Genomic DNA, 23,463 nt, shown 5'->3' on the forward strand with positions numbered 1-23,463 from the left:
AGGCTTCGAGCGGTGAGACGCCCCATGACCGAGACACATTCCGGCGGGTGCCAGTGCGGTGCCGTTCGCTTCCGCGTCGATGGCGCGCTCGGCGATGCGTCCGTTTGCCATTGCCGGATGTGCCAGAAGGCGTTCGGAGGCTTTTACGCGCCACTCGTTTCCGTGGGGAAGGCCACGCTCACGTGGACACGTGGCGCGCCGAAGAGGTTTCAATCGTCTAACATCGTGGCGCGCGGTTTCTGCGGCGACTGCGGGACGCCGCTCACGTACGAAGCTCCCGACGGCATCGCACTCGCCATCGGCGCTTTCGACCGGCCGCAAGATTTCACGCCTGTCGTGCAGTGGGGCGTCGAGGGCAAGCTCCCTTATACGGATCGCGTGCACGCACTTCCCGAGCAGCACACACTGGCCGATCCCAATGCAGCGTTTCTGGTCAACGTGATCTCAAACCAGCACCCCGACCACGACACCGAAATCTGGCCACCCCCATGACCCGCCTTCGCCAGACACTCAGAAACGCCAGCGACCTCGTCGACGCGGGCTTGGTGGCGGCCGAGCGGGAGGAGAGCATCGCCACCGTAGGCGTCCGGTATGCCGTTGCCGTGACGCCGGCGATGGCAGAGCTGATCGATCCCAGCGATCCGCACGATCCGATTGCGCGCCAGTTCGTGCCCGACGTGCGCGAACTCGAAACGACGCCGCAGGAGCGCGCGGACCCTATCGGCGATCACGCCAAGAGCCCCGTGCGCGGCATCGTGCATCGGTATCCGGATCGCGTTCTGTTGAAGATCGTGGGCGTGTGCCCCGTCTACTGCCGCTTCTGTTTCCGGCGCGAGATGGTGGGCCCGGCCGCGGACGCCAACCTCACGTCCGACGAGCTTGACGCGGCGCTCTCGTACATCCGTGCGCATCCCGAAATCTGGGAAGTGATCCTGACCGGCGGCGACCCCTTCATCATGAGCCCACGGCGCATGGAAGACGTGAGCCGTGCGCTTGGCGACATCGCGCATGTCAAGGTCATCCGCTGGCATACGCGGGTGCCCGTCGTGGCGCCCGAGCGCGTGACGGGGGATCTTGTTTCAGCGCTTCGCGCATCGGGCAAAACCGTCTACGTCGCGCTGCACGCCAACCATGCGCGCGAACTGACGGCCGTTTCGCGCGCCGCGATTGCGCGTCTTGTCGATGCGGGCATTCCGCTCGTCAGCCAGACGGTGCTGCTGCGCGATGTGAACGACGACGTGGATACGCTCGAAGCGCTGATGCGGGCGTTCGTGGAGGCGCGCGTCACGCCCTACTATCTCCATCATGGCGACCTTGCGCCGGGCACCGCACACTTCCGCACGAGCATCGCGGAGGGCCAGGCGCTGATGCGCGCGCTGAGACAGCGTCTTTCCGGCCTCGCGATGCCCACGTATGTGCTGGATATTCCGGGCGGCCACGGGAAGGTGCCGGTTGGGCCGGACTATCTCAGCGACGACGGTACCCTCGTCGCCGATCCATCGGGAACGTTGCATCGCACCGACGGCGCGTGCGCGCCGTAGCATCAAGCGCCGCAGGATACGCGCTATATTTCAGCGGCTATTTCGCTCGTCCGCCCACCTCTTTGATATTGTGAAAAACACCGTGTTGTCAGCGGGCCACGGGCATTTTGCCCGCAAAAGCAACCGCTTGCGGGCAACCGCCCCCGATGTCAGAGTGTCGCATCTCAACAATAGAGACCGGCCACCTCCTAACGGAGCGGAAGGCGGGTCCAGGGATCACGGAAACGCGACGGAGGACGCACCCTATGAACGAGCAGATCAAGCCCCAAGTCTTTCACGGCGCATGTCCGCACGACTGCCCGGACACCTGCGCCATGGAATACCACGTGGTGGATGGCAAGCTCGTGGACGTGCGCGGCAAGAAAAACCATCCGTACACGCGTGGCGGCCTCTGCGTGAAGCTCAAGGATTTCCACGATCACCACGCCAATCCGGACCGGCTCATGTATCCGCTGCGCCGCGTCGGCCCCAAAGGCTCCGGGCCCAACGGGGGCAATACGTTCGAGCGCATCACCTGGGACGAGGCAATCAAGACCATCGGCGCCAAGTGGCGCGAGATCATTGCCGTGCATGGCTCGCAGGCGATCATGCCTTACAGCTATCTCGGAAACATGGGTCTCGTGCAGGGTATCAACTCGGGCGATCCGTTCTTCAACCGCCTCGGGACGACGGTGAACGAGAAGACGTTTTGCACGTCGGGTTCCTCCACGGCGTGGCTCATGACGCACGGCCCAACGGGTGGTGTGGATCCCGAAAGCTTCGTGCACTCCAAGTTCATCGTGATCTGGGCGTGCAACACGATCTCGACCAACCTGCATCACTGGCCGTTCATTCTCGAAGCGCAGAAGCGCGGCGCGAAGATCGTCGTCGTCGATCCTTACCGCTCGCGTACGGCAAAGGGCGCCGACTGGCACATCGCGCTGAAGCCCGGGACGGACGGCGCGCTCGCGCTCGGCATCATCAATTCGATGATCGAGCAGGGTTTGGTCGATCAGGACTACGTGGACAAGCATGTCCACGGCTTTCCGGAGCTCAAAGAGCGCGCGGCGGACTTCACGCCCGAGTACGTGGAGCGCGTTACGGGCGTCAAAGCCGACGACGTGAAAAAGTTCGCCTACGAGTTCGCGACCTCGCAGCCGTCCGCGATCCGCATCGGCGTCGCCATCGAGCGTTCGGCGGGCGGTGCACAGGCGTCACGCGCAATCTACGCGCTGCCGGCGCTCGCGGGCTCCTGGCGGCATGTGGGCGGCGGAATGCTGCAACTTCCGCTGTGGGATTTTCCCGTCGACTGGGCCAAGGCGGCGCGGCCGGATTTCATCAAGCCGGGCACGCGCGCGATCAACAATCTCCGCCTCGGCCAGGCGCTCACCGGCGAGATGAAGCTCGATCCACCGATCAAGAGCCTGTTCGTCTTCTGCACCAATCCGGTGAGCCAATCGCCCGAGACGAACAAGATCGTGCAGGGACTGCAGCGGGAGGATCTGTTCACCGTCGTGGCCGAACACTTCATCACGGATACGGCGAAGTATGCCGATATCATCCTGCCCTCCACCATGGCGGGCGAGGCCGAGGACATGATGTGGTCGTGGGGCACGTTTTACCTCACCTATAACGAGAAGGCCGTCGATCCGCCCGGCGAGTGCAAACCGACGAGCGATCTGTGGCGCTTGCTCGCGGCGGAGATGGGCTTCGACGATCCTGTCTTCAAAATGACCGACAGCGAGTTGTGCGCTGCCTACATCAATTGGGACGATCCCAAGATGGGCGGCGTCGACATGGACTACTTCAAGGAGCACGGTTTCTACAGGATCGACGTGGGGCCGGTGGACACGCGCGCGCCGCACGCCGAGGGCAAGTTCCCGACGCCGTCGGGCAAGGTGGAAGTGCTGCTGCCCGAGGATACGAAAAACTTCGTCGCTGGTCCCTTCCGCGCCATGTACGACGGCGACCAGGACGGATCGCCCGTCGATCCGCTGCCCGGCTACGTCGCCATGCGCGAGACGGCGGAAGCCGACGCCGAACTCGCGAAGGCGTTTCCGCTCAACATCATCACGCCGAAGAGCCACGGCTTCCTGAACTCGTGCTACGCGAACGAGCCGCACAAGATCAGAGGCCAGGGCGAGCAGTTCGTGATGATCTCGCCTGCGGATGCCGAAACGCGGAGCATCCGGCACGGCGATCCCGTGCGCGTCGCCAATTCGCGCGGCAGCTTCGAGGGGCTGGCGCGCGTCACCGATGACGTGCCGCCGGGCCTCGTGGTGGCCACGCTCGGATACTGGCGTTCGCTCAACCGCTCGGACGGCTCGGTCAACTCGATCTCGTCGGATGCGTGGTCGGGGCTCGGCCGCGCGCCGACGTACTCCGACAACCTGGTGGAGGTGACGCGCGTCAACTGACGGCGGGAGCACCGGAATTCGAAATGGCCGCGGGGGCGCCCGCGGCCATTCTCGTTTTTTTGCGTGTCCGGGCATCGTGGCAGCGACAGCACACAGCTCGCTCAATTCAGCGTGCTGCCGATTGCCGAGCGCCCCTGCTCCCCGGTAAATCTACGTGGGCATTGTTCGAGCGGGGTAGGTGTCATGCGTTTTGTGTGTCGGAGCGTGTGGGCGCTCGGCCTGTGTTTTACCGTTCCTCACATTGCGCACGCCGATGCCATCTCCGACAATCTCAACGTGCTGCGTATGAGCCCGCCGCTGGCGGCCTACACGCCGGGCACCATCGCGCGGGGACATCTCGACAAGCGCACCTACCAGCGCACGGGAGAGAAGCTGCTCAAGGTCAACGTCGTGCGCTGCCGGGCGCCGTTCGACAAAGACGGCATCGAGGAAAACCTCGACAGCGCAGCCTTCGCCGTCCGCGACCAGAAGACGTTCGGGCTTAACGCCGGCTGGGCGAACCTGCTCAATGCAAGCTTCAAGGGCTCCTACGTCGAGGACGTGACGCTCACCTTCACGGGTACGATCTACGAATACACCGAGGACAAGCTGGCGGCTCTGCGCAGGGCGTGCCTCGGTTCCGCCAATCCCAAGGGCGACGAGAGCCGCTTCCAGTTCCAGATCGTGCGTCAGGCGGTCGGGCGCTTCGAATATCAGATCAAATATTCGAGCGCGGCCAACGCCAATCTCAAGGTCAACATCGCGAACAAGCTGGCTGCCGAGCTTGGCGGCGGTGGCGAAATCGGCCGCGACGGCAAGATCACCATTCCGCGCGGCGCGATGGCCTATCCGCTTTGGCGCGAGAACTGGTGAGCGAGAACGCGCCTCACGCCGTGCGCTTCAACGGAAACCAGCGGCGATAGAGCGAGACCGCGGCCGGCAAGATCACGAGTTGCGCGAACAGCGACGCAAAGAGACAGACCGCTGCGAGCTGTCCGAAAAGGCGCAGCGACGGCAGATCCGACAGCATCGTGACGCCGAGGCCCAGCGCGAGCACGATGGTCGTCAACACCACGACGGGACCGATGTGATGGGCCGTGCGGGCCAACACTTCCTGCTCGCTCCCGGGTCCGGCACCGAGACGGTCTTCCTCCAGTCGAAACCGATTGAGGAAATGAATGGTGGAATCGATTGCGAGCGAGAACGCCACCGCGATGGCGACGATGGACGCGAATTGGAGCCCCTGCCCGCTGACCGACAGCAGCGTTCCCGTCACGAAGATCGGAAACAGCGAGGGCAACACGGCCGCGACACCAACCATCATCGAGCGAAGCGCGATGGCGAGGAAGACGAACACCAGGAAGATGTCGCCGACCAGCCCGACGTTGAGCTCGCCGATGAGGAGGGCCGAGTTGCGCGCGGCGATGGCGGGAAGGCCCGTGACCGATATCCGATAGCCGGGGTTCGCAGCGCGAACGGGATCGAGCGCGCGGTCGATCTCGTCCACCACGGGCAAGATCTCGCTCGCGTCGATGTCGGGCAAGCGCGCGGTCACGAGCACCGCTTGCTCGTCGGCCGCGATGAAGCGGCGCACGAGATGCTCGGGCAAGAGGCCCACATACTTTTGAACCGTCTCGACGCTGGCGTCGCCCGCCGCGCGGAGCCAGCGGCGCAGGCTTTCGAGCGACCAGACGTTGCCGAGCCCGGCTTGGCCTTCCAGCACCTCGTGCGCGCGCGAAATGACGGCGAGCGTGGCCGGGTCGTACAAGGCGATGGTCGTATTTTCGCTCTCGGCCTTGTCCCATTCGATCATCACGTGGACGGGGTTGGCGCCCGTCAACTTGGTGTCGAGGCTGCCCGTCGCGGCGAGCGCCTGCTCGCGGTCCGGCACTTGATCGGCGAGCCGGTACATGGGCTTCAGGTTGACGTAGGCATACCCCGTCGCGGCGACGGCCACGAGACCCGCAAGGACGAATGCAAGAGGCCGTGAGCCGACGAAGTTCATGATCCCGCTCGTCGCGCGCTGCAGGACGCCGATGCCGCCCTCCTCGCGAATGCGCGGATCGACAACGGCGGGCGGCTCGCGCCGGATCAAGATCGCGGCGAGGACCGGCACGACGACGGCGACGGTGACGTAAGTGATCGTCACCGCCATCAGCACCGCGAGACCGAACGTGCGAATGAGCGCGGACGTCGCGAACGCGAACACGACAAGCGAGAGCGCCTGGTTCATGGCCGTCAGCAGGCAGGCCGGGGCCACGTCACGCACCGCGTTGCGGGCTGCTTCAACGCGATCGACGCCCGCGAGGATGTCGCGCCGGATCGCAAATACGAGGTGCATCGAATCCGAAAAGCCGGTGACGAGGATCAGCGGCGTGATCACGTTGATGAACACATTGAGACGGAAATCGAGATGCCCGAGCACGCCGAGCGTCCAGAAAATCGCGATCGCGGGCCCGAGCACGGCGATCAACGTGAGCGAGATGCGACGGAAAAAGAGATAGGCGACGACGATGCCGGCGAGGAAACCCAAGCCGTTATAGATCAGCCGGTCGCGCTCGACGGCATTGCGGATTTCGAGTTGCATCACCGGCGCGCCGGTGAGCCTGGCGGAGAGGCCCGTGCCCGAGAGTTCCCGCTCCACCGTCTCCCGGATGCCGCCGATCACGGTGCGAGCCGAAAGATCCGACACGGCCTTGCGGTCGAGCGCGATCACGATCAGCGCCAGCTCACCGTCAGCGGACAAGAACTTGTCCTTGACGATGTCGTTCTCCTTCAGAGCCGCCATGACGGCGGCATAGCCCGTGGCGTCCGCCGGAAGCTCGTCTGGCACGACGGGGGCGGCATAGCCGTTCTCGTCGGGTGCGGTGCGGGCGGAGAGCATCGAGACGAGACCGCCGACGCCATCGGTGAGTTGCAGTTCGATCACCGCATCACGGAACGCCCGGATGCCGTCCGGTTCGAGCAATCCCTTCCCCTCGACCACGATCAGAACGTCGTACTCGCTCGACGGAAAGCGGCGGTCGATATCCTCATATTGGCGGAACTCGGCCGTATCGGCCCGGAAGAGCTCCGAAAGGCTGTCGTCGACGCGGAGCTTGGTCACGCCGACGAGCGCGAGGCCGGTCAGGACGACGATCAGCGCGAGGACGGCATAAGGCGCTTTGAGCGCCACAAGCCCCAAGCGGTCCAGGCCGAACGAGAGCCAGAAGGATCGGCGCGGGAAGTCGTCGTCAGCCATGCCCGATGCCGGCATTCCCGCCGGCTTCCCTTCGATCCGCCCCCGCCGACGGCAATGCGCCGGTGCCTGCATTTTCGCTCGGCGCGGCACCCTGGCATCGGGGCCTCGCCCGTGCAAGGTCCCGACAGGTTGCATCCGCCATTGCAGAGCGGCGTCCGATACCCTAGCTATCCACGGAAGCTAGCCACCGGCTGAGCCTCGGTTCGCATCGGCCTGGGCAGGAGATTGAGTGCTATGGAACCCGCCCCGGCATCCGCCACCCTCGATACCGTCGGTCTTCGCTGCCCCCTGCCGATCCTCAAGGCACGCAAGGCGCTCGCGGGCCTCGCCCCCGGCGCGGTGCTGGAGGTGCTGGCCAGCGACCCCGGTGCAGCCGACGATTTCGAGGCTTTCTGCCGCACCACGGGGCACCGCCTCGTGAGACAGAGCGCGATATCGGGCGTGCATCGCTTTCTGATCGAAAAGGCGGCCCGGCAGCCGGATGCCGCCTGAGCGTGACAGGTGAGCTTGACAGGCCGGGGACGCTGCTCGCATAACGGCGTCGTCTTGCGCCGGGATACTCCCGGCCCGCATTCCGCAGGACCATGGACGGGGTCACCCCGAACGGGCGGTTAGCTCAGCGGTAGAGCACACGCTTCACACGCGTGGGGTCACTGGTTCAATCCCAGTACCGCCCACCATTTGTCGCTCACGCGCGCTGCTCCGAGCGCCAGGCGCTCGGGCGCGCTCCGCGGGGGCGGCGCGCGCGCCGGGTCGCCTTGCTCCCAGGCCCTACGGGCCGAAGCCGCCAAATCATCCGAATTGGTCCGAGCGCGACATAGGTCGTCGCTCACGCGCGCGGCTCCGAGCGTCAGGCGCTCGGACCAATTCGTCATCGCTCAAGTTTCGCAGTCTTCCGGCCATCGCGGTCGTTACAAAGACGCCGCCGTGCGCTCGGCCGTGCGGACGTGGGCCTCGGTGACGCCGGGCGCGCACATTTCGATGAAGCGATAGACGTATCCGCGCAGGAACCGGCCGCGCCGCACCGCGATGCTCGACGTGTTAATCTCGAAAAGCCTCGGCGTCACGATGCGCGTGAGGTTGGCGTCGCGCTCCTTGTCGAACGCCATCGACGCAATGATGCCGACGCCCATGCCAAGCTCGACATAAGCCTTGATCACGTCGGCATCGAGTGCCGTCATCGCCACGTCCGCGACGAGCGACGCCTTTTGAAAGGCGTCGTCGATGCGCGCGCGCCCCGTGAGCCCTTCATCGTACGTGATAAGCGGGTAAGGAGCGATGTCCTCCAGCGTCACATTCTTCCGGCGCGCAAGAGGGTGCGACTTGGGAACGATGATGACGTGCTCCCAAGAGTAAAAGGGGAAGGTGAGGATCTGCGGATTGTGTTCAAGCGTGTCGGTCGCAATGCCGACATCGGCCAGCCCCTCCAGCAGCACGCTCGCGATGTCCTTGGGGCTAAGTTGCTTGAGCGTCAGGCGAACTTCCGGAAATGATTTTTTGAACTCGGCGATGACACCTGGAAGCGAGTAGCGCGCCTGGGTGTGCGTGGTGGCGATCACCAGGGTGCCGCACGCTCTTTGGGAAATGCTGGACGACAGCTCTTCCAAATTCTGGGTTTCCAGAAGAATACGCTCGATGACAGCGGCGACTTCGCGCCCTGGGTCCGTGAGGCCGAGAAGCCGCTTGCCGCGACGAACGAAGATCTCGAAACCAAGCTCATCCTCAAGGTCGCGGATGTGCTTGCTGACGCCGGATTGCGAGGTCAGCAGCACGTTGGCTGCTTCCGTCAGATTGAAGCGCTGGCGCACGGTTTCCCGGATGATGCGCAATTGCTGAAAATTCATAAGCCAACGGCTCCGCAACGTTGCCACGCCCGGCCAAGCGTCCACGCTTCACGTTTTAGAATAAGCTTGCCAAGGGACGAGCGTAGCCGGGCGTTCGCAGCGGCCAAAAGAACAATTTCTTCTATGCATATGCCGAAACGCCGATTGGCTGCGCACCGCGCCGATCTGCATAGCTTATGAGTTCTTCTTCTTTCTCGGCGGCTCGGAGCGCCAATAAAAGTGTCGGGAGTGAGCGTCACGACAAGGCCTTCGCGATGACCGTCCAAGAGAACTCTCCGCCGCTCGACACGGTGGATCTTTCCATTCCGCTCGATCGCATCGTCGCGGCGCTCAAGGCTTCCCGCGACCGGGCGCGAACCCTCACGCCGCGTAGCGCATACGCGCGCGATCTTCCAAATCCGGAAAACGCGGGCCGCGTTCTGAAGGAGCTGTTCGCAGCGCTTTTTCCGCGCCACGGCGGCGGACAGGATGCGACCGACAAGGGGATCGACTACTTCGTCGGCAACACGCTCAACAGCGCGCTCCGGCAGTTGCGCGGTCTCCTCAGCCAGGAACTGCGCTTCACGTTCGCGCTGGAGCAGCGCGCCGACACGGCCATCGAAGGGATCGTTGCATCCATCACCCACGACTTCGCGGAGCGCCTGCCTCACATCCGAGAGAGTGTCATCCTGGATGCGCGCGCGGCCTTCGACGGCGATCCTTCGGCGAAGAGCCTCGAAGAGGTTTTGCTGAGCTATCCTGGCATCAAGGCGATTTATTATCACCGCGTCGCGCATCAGCTCTTTCGGCTGGGAGCGCCAATCGTTGCCCGCATCGTCAGCGAGTTGTCGCATTCGTCCACCGGCATCGACATTCATCCGGGCGCCGAGATCGGCTCAAGCTTCTTCATCGACCATGGAACGGGCGTCGTGATCGGCGAGACGGCCGTCATCGGCGAGCGCGTGCGGCTCTATCAGGCGGTGACGCTCGGAGCGAAACGTTTTTCGGTCGACGAAAGCGGTGCGCTCGTCAAGGGCGCGCCGCGCCATCCGATCGTCGAGGACGACGTCGTGATCTACGCGGGCGCCACCATCCTCGGGCGCATCACCATCGGCCGCGGTTCCGTCATCGGCGGCAACGTGTGGCTGACGCGTAGCGTGCCGGCTGGGAGCCACGTGCTGCAAGCGCAGCCGATTGCGGATTCCTTCGAAGCTGGACTGGGAATCTAATTCCAATATCTTGGCGTTGACGGCCAATTCCATTCCGTGAATAAGCATATTCACGATAACAATATTCTCCATTATAGCAGAATTTGGGTCAAACATGGCAGACGATAAACAGACAGCTCTTGGCGATATTTCTGCCCGGCAACTCGCCAATGCCACCAAAACCGTCCCGCAGATGTCGAGCATCACGCCGCGTTGGCTGGTGCACTTCCTGAATTGGGTTCCGGTCGAGGCAGGCATCTATCGCGTCAACAAGGTGAAGGATGCGGACAGCGTCGAGGTGGCCTGCTCGCTGCGCGACGAGCGCGTGCTTCCGCAGACATACGTCGACTACATCGACAATCCGCGCGAGTATCTCCTGAGCGCGGTGCAGACCGTTCTCGACGTTCATACGCGCGTCTCGGATCTCTACAGCGTGCCGCACAACCAGATCAAAGAGCAGCTTCGCTTGACGATCGAGACGGTGAAGGAGCGCCAGGAGAGCGAGCTCATCAACAACAAGGAATACGGCCTGCTCGCGCATGCAGCCGCCTCGCAGAAGATCAAGACGCGGAGCGGCGCGCCGACGCCGGACGATCTCGACGAACTGATCAGCCGCGTCTGGAAAGAGCCTGCGTTCTTCCTCGCGCATCCGCTGGCAATTGCCGCGTTCGGCCGTGAATGCACGCGCCGCGGCGTTCCCCCGCCGACCGTCACGCTGTTCGGCTCGCCGTTCCTCACCTGGCGCGGCATTCCACTCATTCCATCCGACAAGCTCGAAGTGAAGGCCGGCAAGACCAACATCCTCCTGATCCGCACCGGCGAAGCCAAGCAGGGCGTGGTCGGTCTCTTCCAGCCCGGCCTGCCAGGCGAGCTTTCGAAGGGGCTGTCGGTCCGCTTCATGGGGATCAACGATCAGGCGATCGCCTCCTACCTCGTCTCGCTCTACTGCTCGCTCGCCGTTCTGACGGACGATGCGCTCGGTGTTCTGGAAGGCGTCGAGGTGGGCAAGTATCATGTCTACAGCTAATCTTGGACTGCCTCAGGGTCCGACAGACCTCGACGCTCTCGCCGCCGCAGCGGGCAGCCATGGCGGGGGTGGTCTTCCACCCCCGGGCTTGCCCGACCCCGACCTTCTGACCCGCATGGCCAACGCGTTCTTCGCCGCAACGCCAGGCGAGCCGCTGCCGTCGTTCCCCTCGCCCGAGGCGCCGACGGTTGCGGGACCTTCTTTCGGCGGCGTCGGCGCAAGCCCCACGGGTGTGGCGGGAGCGGTTCCAAATCCTGTTGCCGCAACGTCCGAGGCGCCGTCGGCTCCCTCTCCCGTTCCTGTGGCACCGACCGCGTTTTCTGTGATGGACCTCAGCGGGACACAGACTCCGGCCAGCCCGAGCCTGCCGTCTCTGCCGTCGTATGGCGCCGCGTCGCCATCCGCGCCGGGGATCGGCATCTCGCCTTCGGTGTCTCTGCCGACGGCGGATCCGCTTGACGCGCTCGCCTTGCAGCCGCTGATCAACGGCGCTCATCCGTCGTTGCCGAGCGGGATCGATACCGGCAGTGCGTTGAACCACGCGGGAACGATCAGCACGCCGCCATCGGACGCGGGTGGCGGGACTTCGGTCGCCGGTGCTCAGACGGGGGCCGATCAGCCCGCGCCTCCGCAGCCGCCGCCAGCGAACCCGCCGGCGCCGGTTCTCGTCGATACGTCGGGCATTTCGACGCCACCGTCCGGCGGACTCGGCGGCCTTGGCGGTTATCCGATCGAGATCCCGTTCCAGAAGGAGCTCGATGCGCTGCTTGCGCCGCTTGCAGTATCGTCGGTGCCGGCCGTTCCTGCCGTGCCGGGGCTGCCGACCGATACGGGGCTCTACTTCCTCGATGGCGTGTCGATCCCGGGTCAGGCGCACGTCTCGGGCGCGGGGGCTGCGCCCTTCCATCAGTCGGAGCTTCAATCGGCGCATCCGGCGTTCGACATTCACGCCATCCGCCGGGATTTTCCGATCCTGTCGGAGACCGTGAACGGCCGGCCGCTGATCTGGTTCGACAACGCCGCCACGACGCAGAAGCCGAAGGCCGTCATCGACCGCATCTCCTACTTCTACGAGCACGAGAACTCGAACATCCATCGGGCGGCGCACGAACTGGCGGCTCGCGCGACGGATGCCTATGAAGGCGCACGGCAGAAAGTCGCGCACTTCCTGGGTGCGAGCGGTCCGGAGGAGATCATCTTCACGCGGGGAGCGACGGAAGCGATCAACCTCGTTGCGGCAACGTACGGGCAACAGCACATCGGGCCGGGCGACGAGATCGTCATCACCAACCTCGAACACCATGCCAACGTCGTGCCCTGGCAGCTTCTCTGTCTGGCGAAAGGCGCGAAGCTCCGCGTGGCACCCGTCGACGATCACGGCGCGCTTCTGCTCGACGAGTTCAACAAGCTTCTGACCAACCGGACGAAGCTCGTGGCCTTTACGCAGGTCTCGAACGCGCTCGGCACCATCACGCCGGCCAAGGCTATTGTCGAGATGGCTCACCGGGTGGGCGCGAAGGTGCTGGTCGACGGCGCGCAGTCGGTCTCGCATATGAAGGTCAACGTCCAGGAGCTGGACGCCGACTTCTTCGTATTCTCGGGGCACAAGCTGTTCGCCCCCACGGGCATCGGCGCGCTCTATGCCAAGAAGGCGCTGATGGACAGCCTGCCGCCGTATCAATCCGGCGGCAACATGATCCGTGACGTGACCTACGAGCGGACGGAGATCCATGCGTCCCCACAGCGGTTCGAAGCGGGCACGGGCAACATCGCGGATGCGGTGGGGCTTGGCGCGGCGATCGACTACGTCGAGCGTATCGGAATGGAGAACATCGCGCGCTACGAGCACTCGCTTCTCGTGTACGCGACGGAGCGGCTGTTGCAGATCCCGAACCTCAGGATCATCGGGACGGCGCCCGAGAAGGCGAGCGTGATCTCGCTCGTGATCAAGGGCGTCCCGAGCGAAGAGGTGGGATCGCGGCTCAACAAATACGGCATCGCCGTGCGCTCCGGCCACCACTGCGCCCAGCCCATCCTGCGCCGCTTCGGACAGGAGACAACCGTGCGGCCGTCGTTCGCCTTCTACAATACCTGCGGCGAGATCGACGTGCTCGTCTCTGCGCTGGAGGACATCCAGGCGGAAACGGGCCTAGTGCGCACTTAAGCCGAGCGTGCACGATAAATAAACGGGGCCGCCAGCATTGCGCTGACCGCCCCGTTTTTTGTTCGGGACGCAACGGTCGAGACAGGGCGTGGTTACGACTGGCCGAAGAGATCGCTCGATAAGTAGCGCTCGGCCGATGACGGCGCGAAGGTCACGACGTTCTTTCCCGCATAGGCCTCGCGGCCCGCGACAATGATCGAGGCAAAGACATTGGCGCCCGTCGAGATGCCGCCGGGAATACCTTCGACGTGAGCGAGATGGCGCGCGTATTCGAACGCCTTGTCGTTCGGGACCGTGATCACCTCGTCGATGAGGCTCCGGTCGAGAACGGCGGGAACGAACCCCGCGCCGATGCCCTGGATCTTATGCGGGCCCTTTTCGCCACCCGACAGAACGGGGCTGGCCTCGGGCTCAACCGCGATGATCTTGATATCGGGCTTGCGCGCCTTCAGGACGCGTCCGACGCCGGTCAGCGTGCCGCCGGTGCCGACGCCAACCACGATCGCTGCGACGTCGCCGCCGGTGTCGCGCCAGATTTCTTCAGCCGTCGTGCGTTCGTGCACGAGCGGGTTTGCAGGGTTCTCGAACTGGCTCGGACTGACGGAGCCGGGGATCGATTCCAGGATCTCTTGCGCCTTCGCGATTGCGCCGCCCATGCCTGCGGGTGCGGGCGTGAGTTCCAGCTCCGCGCCGAGATGGCGGAGGATCTTGCGCCGCTCGACCGACATCGATTCCGGCATGACGAGGATCAGCCGATACCCCCGCGCGGCAGCAACGAATGCAAGGCCGATGCCGGTGTTGCCGGATGTCGGCTCGACGAGCGTGGTCTTGGCCGGCGTGATGTCTCCGCTCGCTTCGAGCGCATCGATCATCGCCACGCCGATGCGATCCTTCACCGACGAGAGCGGATTGAAGAATTCGAGCTTGAGGAGAATGTTGCCCTGGATGTCGGCCGCCTTTTGCAGCCGGTTCAATTTCACGAGCGGCGTGTTCCCGATCGTTTCCGTGAGGCTGTCATACACGCGTCCGTGTCCCCACGCAGGTTTCGCGGAGAGCGTTTTCAGGTCGGTGATTTCATTCATTGGAAGACATCTCGAATCGCGCCAAGGCGCCAAAGCGCCGGCCGTTGGCGATGGACATGATTGCGGGCGGAGCGTTGCACGCGTCACTGCGGGCCGGAACGAAGAAGTTCAGATTAGCTTATGCACTGTCACGCGGAGCGCCGCATCGGCCCGGTCTCGGCTCCGCCGGCGAACAACACGGCGCGTCACGTTCCCGCGCTGAGCGAGGTGGCGATATCAGTGCTGTTCCTTAGGGACAGGCCGCCTCTATTCAAAACCAAACAACTTGACGTGAGCGGATGTGACGGAGCCGTCGCCTCCGCGTGGCGTTGCTTTCCCAGGACGCCGACATTCCCCATCGGCGCAAAAGCAGAAGAGGAAAGCCCCATGACGAAACACTCTCCTATCTCTCGACTTTCTGTGAGCGCCGCGGCGCTCCTTCTCGCGCCCTTCCTCGCCGTACAGGCGATGGCCGCACCGCAGGCACCCGGCGTGCCCGATGTCGCAAGCGACGAGATCGATCCCTCGGTGATTGTCTTCGATCAAAAGGCCGGCAGCAAAGAGGTTCGCTTCAGCTTCGTCCGCCTGCCGCATGACGGTTACGTCGCTATCTACGGCAGCGACGACGAGGGCAAAGTCACGGGCGACGTGCTGGGCTATGTGCCGCTCGAAGCGGGCTACCACCACAACGTAACGGTCGAAATCGAGCAGGAACTCGAAAGCGGCTCGACGCTATGGGCCTCGCTCTATCGTGACGACGATGGCGACCGGAAGCTCGACAAGAGCGAGGATTCCCCGTTCTGGCCCAACGGGAAGCCGCTCGAAAACAGGTTCGACGTTCTCTAAGTCTTCCCGCACCGGCGTTCAGCAGGCTGCTTCCGGAGGCGGCCGTCCCGGATCGTCCGGGCGGCCGCATTTCTTTTCGGAATTGATCCGGCACCTGACTTCCGGTCTAATCGGTGGGTGCCTGCGCTTAGGGACCTGAGTCGCGCTTGCGGCGCGAGGCAGCCAGCGGACCGCGAGGCGGCTGATGAACGAACGCGTCAAAGCGATTCTGCTCACGGCGCTGCGCCTTCCACCGGAAGAGCGCCAAGCGCTTGCGAGCGCGCTGATGGAGCATCTCGATACCGACCCGGACGAAGCCGAGCGCCTTTTCGGAGAGGCGGACGACGGCGAAGCCAAGCCCGGCCTGCCCGCGACCGACGTGCTCGCGAAATATCTCGATACCTGAGACAGTCGTCGCCCCAGGGGCGGCCGAAGCTCGTTCGGCGTACCGGGCTTACTCCGCGAGCGCGCTCTCGGCGATGAGCTTTTTCATCTGATCGAGCTCGTACTCGACCGACGCGATCTGGTTCTGGCTAATCGCCTGCTCCGCACGCGCGCGCTCAATCTCCATGTTGAAGTCTTCAAGCGCACGCCGAATACGCTGAAACGCGGATTGCATGTCCATGAGTGTCCCCCGCAAAGAGCACACCCGAGCTATCCGATTCCCGACCGTCAGCAATCTGCCGAACGGGAGTTATACTCAGAATCGCGGAAGAGTTGTTGAGACACTCAGCGCAGCAACGCGGCCGGCGTTTCGGCGTCGGCATAGAGCGTCATCATCGGCTCGTCGTCGAGGATCGCCTCTTCGTAACGTCCGTAGCCGTTGAAGTCGCCCGCGATGGCGCGCCCGTAGGCGCCGACGTTGCCGATTTCGAGGTAGTCGCCCTCGCGGATCGACGCCGGCAGCAGGAACGGCCCCTTCATGTGGTCGATCGAATCGCAGGTCGGTCCCCACAGCTCGAAGGGAACCAGCGGCTCGCTCGGGCCCACGTCCCGGCTCACGAGGCGCGCGGGATAGATCCAGCCGAGATGGGCCGCATCGAACAGAATGCCGTAGCCGCCATCGTTGATGAAGAGGTCGTTGCCGCGACGCGCCTCGACGCGCACGACCACGCTCTCGGCCTCTGCCACGAGGGCACGGCCGGGCTCGCACATGAGGCGCACGTTGTCTCGCACGGGCATCTTGTCGACGCCTTCCTCGATAGCCGAGAGAAAGCGCGCGAGCGGGGCAGGCTGCATGTTCGGATAGACGGACGGGAAGCCGCCGCCAACGTCGAGCCGGTCGACGACGACGCCTGCCATGCCGATCAGGCGCTGCACTTCGCCGAGCGCGTTGACGTAGGCATCCGGCGTCATGGTCTGCGAGCCGACGTGGAAGGTGATGCCCAAGTCACCCGCGACCTGGCGCGCCTCGACAAGCAGGCGTGCCGCCAGTTGGCCGCCGGTGCCGAACTTGCGCTCCAGCGGGATGCGGCTGTTGATGGCGGGCACGGCGATGCGGACGAACAACGCGAGATCGCGCGCGGGACCGGAACTGTCCGACGTCTCCTCCACGATCTTGCGGAGTTCATCCTCGCTGTCGAGCGCGAAGCTCCTGACGCCATGCTCGTGGTAAGCGCGGCGAATGGCTTCACGCGACTTCACGGGATGCATGAAATGCAGGTTCGCGCCCGGGATCGTCGCCGCGTCCTCGATCTCGGGGAGCGAGGCCACGTCGAAGTGACGAATCCCAGCGCCAAAAAGCGCGCCGATCAGAAAGACCGAGCTGTTCGCTTTGTAGGCATAGGCCACGTCGCCCTCGAAATTTTCGAGGAACCAGCGCGCGGCGCGGCCGGCGGCATGGGGACGAGCGCAAAGAACGGGGCGCTCCGGCTTACGGGCGGCGACAAGTTCGGCCGCTGAATTGTATCGCTCCATCTCACAGGACCTCCACCAACATGGGTTGGAAAAGAAGCGCCGTGCGAAGCGTATCCGCCGTGCGTGGCACGCATTTAGGGCCTTGAGGCTTTGATGTAAAGGCCCTTGGGGCCAAGCAATTCATATGACAAACGCGTGACGGCCGGCCTGTCTCTTTTCCGACAAGCCGGCCGGCCAAAACTGACGCGCGTTCAACGCGTGCGCTCGGAAGCGCGGTTCTTATTTACCTTCCTGCGCGCGGCGCAGCGCTGCGGCGAGCGCGCTCTCGGCAGGTGCCTCTGCGCCCTTCCGTGGCGGCGGGGCGAAGCCGCGAGAGGCTTGCGGCGCGCGTTCCTCGCGGCGGGGGCCGCCCGTGGCGCTGGCGCTGCGGTCGATCTCGCCGGAGCGCATGGTGAGGGCAACGCGCTTCCTCGCGACGTCCACCTCCTTCACGCGCACGCGCACGACGTCGCCGACTTTCACCACATCGCGCGGGTCCTTCACGAAGCGGTCCGCAAGCTCCGAGATATGCACGAGCCCGTCCTGGTGCACGCCGACATCCACGAACGCGCCGAAGGCGGCGACGTTGGTCACCGTACCTTCGAGCTGCATGCCGGGCTTCAGGTCGGAGATCTTCTCCACTCCGTCTGCAAAAGTCGCTGTCTTGAACTCGGGGCGCGGGTCGCGGCCGGGCTTCTCCAGCTCGGCCAGGATGTCGGTGACGGTCGGGATGCCGAAGGTCGCATCCGCGAACTCAGCCGGACGCAGCGCTTTGAGGAAGCTGCGGTCGCCGATCATCTCCTTCAACGGACGCTTGGTCTTCTCGGAGATGCGCTCCACGACCTCGTAGGCCTCGGGGTGAACTGCGGAGGAATCCAGCGGGTTCTTGCCGTCCATGATGCGCAGGAAGCCCGCCGCCTGCTCGAACGCCTTCGGCCCGAGGCGTGGCACTTTCTTCAGCGCGGTGCGCGTCTTGAAGGCGCCGTTCTCGTTGCGGAAGGCCACGATGTTCGATGCGAGCGCCTGGTTCAGCCCCGACACGCGCGTGAGAAGCGGGACGGACGCCGTGTTCACGTCCACGCCGACCGAGTTCACGCAATCCTCCACGACGGCATCGAGCGAGCGGGCGAGCCCGTTCTGATCGACATCGTGCTGGTACTGGCCGACACCGATGGCCTTGGGCTCGATCTTGACGAGTTCCGCCAGCGGGTCCTGCAGGCGGCGCGCAATGGAGACGGCGCCGCGCAGCGAGACGTCGAGATCTGGGAATTCCTTCGCAGCTAGCTCAGAGGCCGAGTAGACGGACGCGCCCGCCTCCGACACCATCACCTTGGTCAGCTTGAGTTGCGGCATCTTCTGCATCAACTCGGCGACGAGCTTGTCGGTCTCGCGGCTGCCGGTGCCGTTGCCGACGCTTACGAGATCGACCTTGTGCTTTGTTGAGAGCGCAGCGAGCGCCGAGAGCGACCCCGCCCAATCGCGCCTCGGCTCGTGCGGGTAGATCGTGGCCGTCTCGACCAGCTTGCCCGTGGCATCGATCACCGCGACCTTGACGCCCGTGCGCAGGCCGGGGTCGAGGCCCATCGTCACGCGCGGGCCTGCCGGTGCGGCGAGCAAGAGATCCTTCAGGTTCGAGGAAAACACTCCGATGGCTTCGGCGTCCGCGCGCTCCTTGAGGCGCGTCAGGAGATCGGACGTGATCGAAGGGCCGAGACGGGCTTTCCACGCAAGACGCACCGTTTCGCCCAGCCACGCGTCGGCGGGGCGGCCTTTGTCCGTGATGCCGAACGCCGAGCGGATTTTTCCTTCGGCCGGGTGCGGTTTCGTCTCGTCGTGCGCGACGTCGAGGCCGATGTCGAGGATGCCTTCGTTCACGCCGCGCAGAAGCGCCAGCGCGCGATGGCTCGGCATATCCTTGATGGACTGGCCGAAATCGAAGTAATCGGCGTACTTGGCGCCTTCGGCGTCCTTGCCCTTCTTGACCTTGGAGGCCAGCGTGCCTTCGCTCCACTCCCACTCGCGCAGAGTTCCGACGACCTCAGGCTTTTCGGAAATCCGCTCGATCAGGATGAAGCGAGCGCCGTCGAGGGCTGCTTTCTGATCTTCGACGCCCTTGTCGGCTGCGATGTATTTTTCGGCCTCAGCGACGGGATCCAGCGAAGGATTTTCGAGAAGCGCATCGGCCAGCGGTTCGAGCCCCGCTTCGCGCGCGATCTGTGCTTTCGTGCGGCGCTTCGGCTTGTAGGGCGCGTAAATGTCCTCAAGCTCGACCTTCGTCATCGCGCCGTTCACGGTGTGCGCCAGCTCCGGCGTGAGCTTGCCCTGCTCGTCGATGCTGCGGAGCACTGTCGCCCGGCGATCCTCCAGCTCACGAAGATAAACGAGGCGCTCGGCCAGCGTGCGCAACTGCGTATCGTCGAGGCCGCCCGTCTTCTCCTTACGGTAGCGGGCGATGAAGGGCACGGTCGCGCCCTCGTCCAACAAGCCGACGGCGGCCATCACCTGAGCCGCGTCCACGCGCAGTTCGTCTGCGATACGCCGATTGATCTTATCCATACCAATGCCTTTAGTGTCAGGACGCGCGCGCGGTCAACTCGGCCGCGGGGGCGGAGGATGCGCCGGATTCGTCCTCCAGGTCGAGAGCCGTCAGGCGCTCTCCACGTCCGCTGATGCGGCCAGCCGACGCGGTGACCTTCTCCAAGGCCTTGGCCGAAAGGCCGAAATGGCGCTCCAGCTCGCCTACGCGCTCGACGAGACGAGCGACATCACCCAGCAACAGGCCCACCTCGCGCTGGATGAGACCGGCCTGGTCGCGCATCTTCGCATCCTTGATGACGGCCTGCACTGTCTGCACGGCGAGCATAAGCACGTTCGGCGCCACGATCACGACGCGGGCGCGATGCGCGCGCTGAACGAGATCGGCAAAATGCTCGTGAAGATCGCCGTAGACCGACTCGGACGGCACGAACATCAGGGCGGTGTCCTGCGTTTCGCCCGCGATCAGGTACTTGCCTGCGATGTCGTCGATGTGCTTGCCGACGGCAGCGCGAATGGCGTCGCGCGCCGACTTCGCGGCCTCGGGCGTTATTGCGATCCGCAAGGCTTCGAAGCCTTCGAGCGGAAACTTGGAATCGATCACAAGCACCGCCGGCGTGTTCGGCAGGCGGATCACGCAGTCGGGCCGTTTTCCGTTCGAGAGTGTCGGCTGAAATTCATACGCGCCTGAGGGCAGCGCGTCGCGGATGATGGTTTCCATGCGAAGCTGGCCGAAAGCGCCGCGCGCCTGCTTATCGGCCAGCACGCCGGTGAGCGACGTCACTTCCGAAGAGAGGTTCGCGAGGCTCTGGCGCGCCTCGGCGATGACGGCGAGACGCTCGTTCAGGTTCGAGAGGCTTTCCGTCGTGCGACGGCCCGCTTCCGCCAGGTTGTCGCCCAGGCGGTGCGAGACGGTGTCGAGGCTGTCCGCCATGCGCCGCGAGAGGGCATCGACGCGCTCGGACAGACGGCCCGAAATTTCCTCCACACGCACATCGAGCACGCGCGCCTGCTCCGTCTCACGACGCACGGCGATCTCGCTCATCGCCGTGAGCCGGCCCTTGATCTCCGCGAGTTCGGCCGCCGCCAGCGCGCTCTGCTGGCCACGCTTGAGCGACACCCAGACCACCACGATCACGAACACCAGAAGCGCCGCGCCGACCGCGATCAGCGGGTCGACGGCGTTCAATGTCTCGCGCAGCGCGGCAAGCCAGTGGGTCAGGCGCTCTGAATAGGTCTCGACCATGGCTCCGTAGGTAGCCGATTCGGAGGCCGGAAATTTGGTCCGGCGCGCCCGCCCCGTGCCCTTCGGCCGCCGTAGAAGCGCCGCAGAACCGCGCGACCGTCTACGGATGAAATTCCGCTCCGCCTTTTTCGCACGTCCTGTCGCAGCCGTCGCCCTGGCGCTTTTCGCTGTTGCGCCCTGCGCCTGCGCGGCGAACAAAAGCGACGAGGCCGAAATCCGCTCCGTCATCGCGGCCTGGTATGGCGAGCTTCGGAAGAAAGAGAACGGGCGCCCGCGCAAGGTTGCCGCGCCCGGTTTCATCGATGCCACGCCGCACTATCGGCACCTCGATACGGGTGCCGCCTCGGCGGGTCCGCGCGTCTACACCTCGCTCGCGGCCACGGCGCTCGAATTCACGTACGACATCGAGCGATTGCGGATCGACCCCGCCTTCGCCAAGGTCAACGTGTGGGAGCGCGGCTACTTTTATGCGTGGTCAGCGCAGACCACTTATGAGCGCGCAGCGGCAACGGTCTTCGTTCTGGAGCGGCAGGAGACCGACGGGCGTTGGCTGCTCCTCGCACATCAGACGAGCCCGCAGGGGATTCCGCCCGGCAAGCACACCAACCCGATGCCGGACCTGCGCGACCGTTTCTACGCGACCGAAGGCAAGGATCGCGACCCGCAAGCGGATGCCCGCAACGCGCAAAATCGGTGAGTGCTAAAGAGGCCCGCCGCCCGGCTCGATCACGATCGTGATTGCCGTGCGTCCTTCCACGCCGGCCTCTTTGGGCGCGACCGGCGGCGGCTCCTTTTCCACCGGCGCACGGCCGCGTCGCTTGCGGCGGGCTGCCTGGACCTCCTGCCTGGCGCGGATGTTCTTTTCCCGCGTCTCGGCCGTCCGCAGGAATTCCCGCCAATCTCCGAGGAGCGCGAAGCGCTGCCGTTCGTAGTCGTAGGAGATGCCCTGCGGCCGGCGCGCGTCCCGCTGGCAGATGGCGACTACCGTCTCCTCCCCCGCCTTCTCGAAGCGGAACTGATAGCCCGCCGTATTACCCGGAACCCGCACGGTGACAGATGGCGCGACGAGATTTTCAGGCTCCAATTCGTTTGGGAACAGCACCGTGGCCTGCCCCTCGCCGTCGACACCGATCAGCGTCAGGTGACAGGCCTTGTCGACACGCACGTTGAAGGTCACGAGATCGCGCGGGCGATAGGAGGGCCGGTCGGGCCAGAGCACAACGTCAACCGCGTCGCGCGGATCTGTTTTCTCCCGCTCTTTCTCGACGCGCGCCTTCGGTGCGCCGTCGAGCGCGTGCGACAGCCGCTGCCACGCGTCCCGCGGGACTGCACCGTGCGCGAGGCGCCGCGATGGGACGAGCAGATCGCCCCCGACAGTCATCAGCGCTTTTCTCAGGGCATTCGGGGGAACGCCCTGCTCGGCTGCGGCCCGCACGAGATCCACGTCACGCGTCCAATGGCGCGCAAGCGCCGAGACGGCCCGCTCGCCGGCCTTATCCAAAACGGTCTGGCCGATGGACCCCGCGTTCGCGTCGTCATCCTTCCGTTCGGACAAGACGCGCGCTGCGAGCCAATCGGCCGGCACCGCGCCGCTTGCCGAGAGAGGCGCATCCGCCGTCAACCGATCCCAGCCTGAAACCTTAAGCGCCTCCGCGCCCGGACGAATGGCGAGGAGGACGCTCTTCTCGCCCAGGGTTTCGAGTTGCAGCCCCTCACGGCGGCCGGTCAGCGCGCCAAGCAGTGTGGCGGTCGCGATGCGCAATTCCATCATGCGCATGGGCGCCGTACATGCATTCCACAAATGCGCGAGCGAGACGAAGCGGGTCGCGGCCGCGTCCTCGGGGCCGACCGCGTCCGCCCAGCGCCGGACAAGCGCCGCGATGTCGTCGGCCGAAACGAGCGTACGGTCGCGACAGCCGTCTTCGCGCAGGGGCAAGCTCGCGATCCAGTCGCGCACGGCCTCGATGTCCTCAGGCGAAGGCGCGACGACGTTTGCGTCACTTCCTTCCTTGACCTCACGCAACGGGCGCGCGCGCGCCAGGCGCAGATAAAGCGGCGAGGCGTCCGGGCGTCCCGGCATGACGAGGCCCGGATCGTCTGCGATCTCCTCCAGGCTCTGGATGGGGCCGTCAGCCGACTGCGTGTCGCCCCGACACACGGTGCAATGCGTCTCGATCACGGCTTTGGCGCGCTTAGGCAGCGTTGCGTCGCCATTCTCCGTGGCAGCCAGCGGTTTCACAGCCACGACACACGCGAACGCCAGGCACGCCGCGAAGGCGAACCAAGCGCCAGCCCGTGCGCGCGTTCCCTCTCTCATTCCCGTCGTCTCCGTCATCGGCCGTCACGTTCTTCCGAGACTATCGGGGGGCCGCGTGGGAGCCTAGACCCTACTCGGCGGAGCGTTGCGCGCTTTCAGTTGCATTTACCAGCACGAAGGTGGGCGGAGGAACCGCACCGGCCGAGGGTGGTTCAATAAGGGTACGTGGCCTATGTGTGGCTGGAGAGACTGCATCCCTTCTCA

The 23,463-nt window shown here is 64.9% G+C and carries 19 protein-coding genes and 1 tRNA gene; 12 read left to right on the forward strand and 8 right to left on the reverse strand.

Annotated features, from left to right (window positions below):
* The first annotated feature begins 24 nt into the window (after window positions 1-24).
* From W911_RS13125 to W911_RS13140, 4 genes are all read left to right on the forward strand, one after another.
* Complete coding sequence (locus W911_RS13125; protein ID WP_023788030.1) at window positions 25-492, forward strand: GFA family protein; 468 nt, start codon at window positions 25-27, stop codon at window positions 490-492.
* Entirely contained in the window at window positions 489-1,541 is a 1,053-nt protein-coding gene (locus tag W911_RS13130; protein ID WP_023788031.1) for a lysine-2,3-aminomutase-like protein, read from the forward strand. Before W911_RS13125 ends, W911_RS13130 begins: the two co-directional genes overlap by 4 nt.
* A gap of 245 nt (window positions 1,542-1,786) precedes the next feature.
* Window positions 1,787-3,937: a molybdopterin-containing oxidoreductase family protein gene (locus tag W911_RS13135; RefSeq protein WP_023788032.1), complete on the forward strand. Its 2,151-nt coding sequence runs from the start codon at window positions 1,787-1,789 to the stop codon at window positions 3,935-3,937.
* A gap of 183 nt (window positions 3,938-4,120) precedes the next feature.
* Window positions 4,121-4,789: a hypothetical protein gene (locus W911_RS13140; protein ID WP_023788033.1), complete on the forward strand. Its 669-nt coding sequence runs from the start codon at window positions 4,121-4,123 to the stop codon at window positions 4,787-4,789.
* Window positions 4,790-4,802: 13 nt separating this feature from the next.
* On the opposite strand, the gene W911_RS13145 is transcribed toward W911_RS13140, so the two are convergent.
* Complete coding sequence (locus W911_RS13145) at window positions 4,803-7,157, reverse strand: efflux RND transporter permease subunit (protein WP_041318750.1); 2,355 nt, start codon at window positions 7,155-7,157, stop codon at window positions 4,803-4,805.
* A 234-nt stretch (window positions 7,158-7,391) separates the two neighbouring features.
* Between W911_RS13145 and W911_RS13150 the strand changes: the two genes are divergently transcribed.
* Together W911_RS13150 and W911_RS13155 are read left to right on the forward strand one after the other, a co-directional pair.
* The gene (locus W911_RS13150; protein WP_023788035.1) at window positions 7,392-7,649 is read left to right on the forward strand and encodes a sulfurtransferase TusA family protein; all 258 of its coding nucleotides are present in this window, start codon (window positions 7,392-7,394) and stop codon (window positions 7,647-7,649) included.
* 113 nt (window positions 7,650-7,762) lie between these two features.
* A tRNA-Val gene (locus W911_RS13155) sits at window positions 7,763-7,837 on the forward strand.
* Between the two features lie 231 nt (window positions 7,838-8,068).
* On the opposite strand, the gene W911_RS13160 is transcribed toward W911_RS13155, so the two are convergent.
* Window positions 8,069-9,001, reverse strand: coding sequence for a CysB family HTH-type transcriptional regulator (locus W911_RS13160; protein WP_023788036.1), 933 nt, complete (start codon window positions 8,999-9,001; stop codon window positions 8,069-8,071).
* 254 nt (window positions 9,002-9,255) lie between these two features.
* Between W911_RS13160 and epsC the strand changes: the two genes are divergently transcribed.
* The 3 genes from epsC to W911_RS13175 all read left to right on the forward strand — a co-directional run bounded on the left by epsC (window position 9,256) and on the right by W911_RS13175 (window position 13,379).
* Entirely contained in the window at window positions 9,256-10,209 is a 954-nt protein-coding gene (gene epsC / locus W911_RS13165; protein WP_023788037.1) for a serine O-acetyltransferase EpsC, read from the forward strand.
* Window positions 10,210-10,303: 94 nt separating this feature from the next.
* Entirely contained in the window at window positions 10,304-11,215 is a 912-nt protein-coding gene (locus W911_RS13170; protein ID WP_023788038.1) for a family 2A encapsulin nanocompartment shell protein, read from the forward strand.
* Window positions 11,202-13,379, forward strand: coding sequence for a family 2A encapsulin nanocompartment cargo protein cysteine desulfurase (locus W911_RS13175; RefSeq protein ID WP_023788039.1), 2,178 nt, complete (start codon window positions 11,202-11,204; stop codon window positions 13,377-13,379). The genes W911_RS13170 and W911_RS13175 overlap by 14 nt, the downstream gene beginning before the upstream one ends.
* Window positions 13,380-13,471: 92 nt before the next feature.
* Here the strand turns inward: W911_RS13175 and cysK are convergent, their stop codons facing one another.
* Window positions 13,472-14,461, reverse strand: a complete 990-nt coding sequence (gene cysK, locus W911_RS13180) for a cysteine synthase A (protein ID WP_023788040.1) — start codon at window positions 14,459-14,461, stop codon at window positions 13,472-13,474.
* Between the two features lie 366 nt (window positions 14,462-14,827).
* On the opposite strand from cysK, the gene W911_RS13185 reads away from it, so the two are divergent.
* Together W911_RS13185 and W911_RS13190 are read left to right on the forward strand one after the other, a co-directional pair.
* The gene (locus W911_RS13185; protein WP_144083601.1) at window positions 14,828-15,286 is read left to right on the forward strand and encodes a DUF7282 domain-containing protein; all 459 of its coding nucleotides are present in this window, start codon (window positions 14,828-14,830) and stop codon (window positions 15,284-15,286) included.
* Window positions 15,287-15,470: 184 nt separating this feature from the next.
* Window positions 15,471-15,671: a hypothetical protein gene (locus W911_RS13190; RefSeq protein ID WP_023788042.1), complete on the forward strand. Its 201-nt coding sequence runs from the start codon at window positions 15,471-15,473 to the stop codon at window positions 15,669-15,671.
* Between the two features lie 48 nt (window positions 15,672-15,719).
* Here W911_RS13190 and W911_RS18385 read toward each other — a convergent pair whose 3' ends face one another.
* The 4 genes from W911_RS18385 to W911_RS13205 form a co-directional block, all read right to left on the reverse strand.
* Window positions 15,720-15,890, reverse strand: a complete 171-nt coding sequence (locus W911_RS18385; protein ID WP_023788043.1) for a hypothetical protein — start codon at window positions 15,888-15,890, stop codon at window positions 15,720-15,722.
* Window positions 15,891-15,994: 104 nt separating this feature from the next.
* Window positions 15,995-17,182: a type III PLP-dependent enzyme gene (locus tag W911_RS13195; RefSeq protein WP_023788044.1), complete on the reverse strand. Its 1,188-nt coding sequence runs from the start codon at window positions 17,180-17,182 to the stop codon at window positions 15,995-15,997.
* A 219-nt stretch (window positions 17,183-17,401) separates the two neighbouring features.
* The gene (locus tag W911_RS13200) at window positions 17,402-19,717 is read right to left on the reverse strand and encodes a Tex family protein (protein ID WP_023788045.1); all 2,316 of its coding nucleotides are present in this window, start codon (window positions 19,715-19,717) and stop codon (window positions 17,402-17,404) included.
* Window positions 19,718-19,733: 16 nt separating this feature from the next.
* Complete coding sequence (locus tag W911_RS13205) at window positions 19,734-20,942, reverse strand: DNA recombination protein RmuC (protein WP_023788046.1); 1,209 nt, start codon at window positions 20,940-20,942, stop codon at window positions 19,734-19,736.
* A gap of 106 nt (window positions 20,943-21,048) precedes the next feature.
* Between W911_RS13205 and W911_RS18390 the strand changes: the two genes are divergently transcribed.
* Window positions 21,049-21,639, forward strand: a complete 591-nt coding sequence (locus W911_RS18390; RefSeq protein ID WP_023788047.1) for a hypothetical protein — start codon at window positions 21,049-21,051, stop codon at window positions 21,637-21,639.
* A gap of 3 nt (window positions 21,640-21,642) precedes the next feature.
* Here W911_RS18390 and W911_RS13215 read toward each other — a convergent pair whose 3' ends face one another.
* The gene (locus W911_RS13215; RefSeq protein ID WP_158412868.1) at window positions 21,643-23,259 is read right to left on the reverse strand and encodes a DUF4384 domain-containing protein; all 1,617 of its coding nucleotides are present in this window, start codon (window positions 23,257-23,259) and stop codon (window positions 21,643-21,645) included.
* Between the last annotated feature and the right edge of the window lie 204 nt (window positions 23,260-23,463).

Origin of the sequence: Hyphomicrobium nitrativorans NL23 (assembly GCF_000503895.1) — a bacterium.
Taxonomy (GTDB): domain Bacteria; phylum Pseudomonadota; class Alphaproteobacteria; order Rhizobiales; family Hyphomicrobiaceae; genus Hyphomicrobium_C; species Hyphomicrobium_C nitrativorans.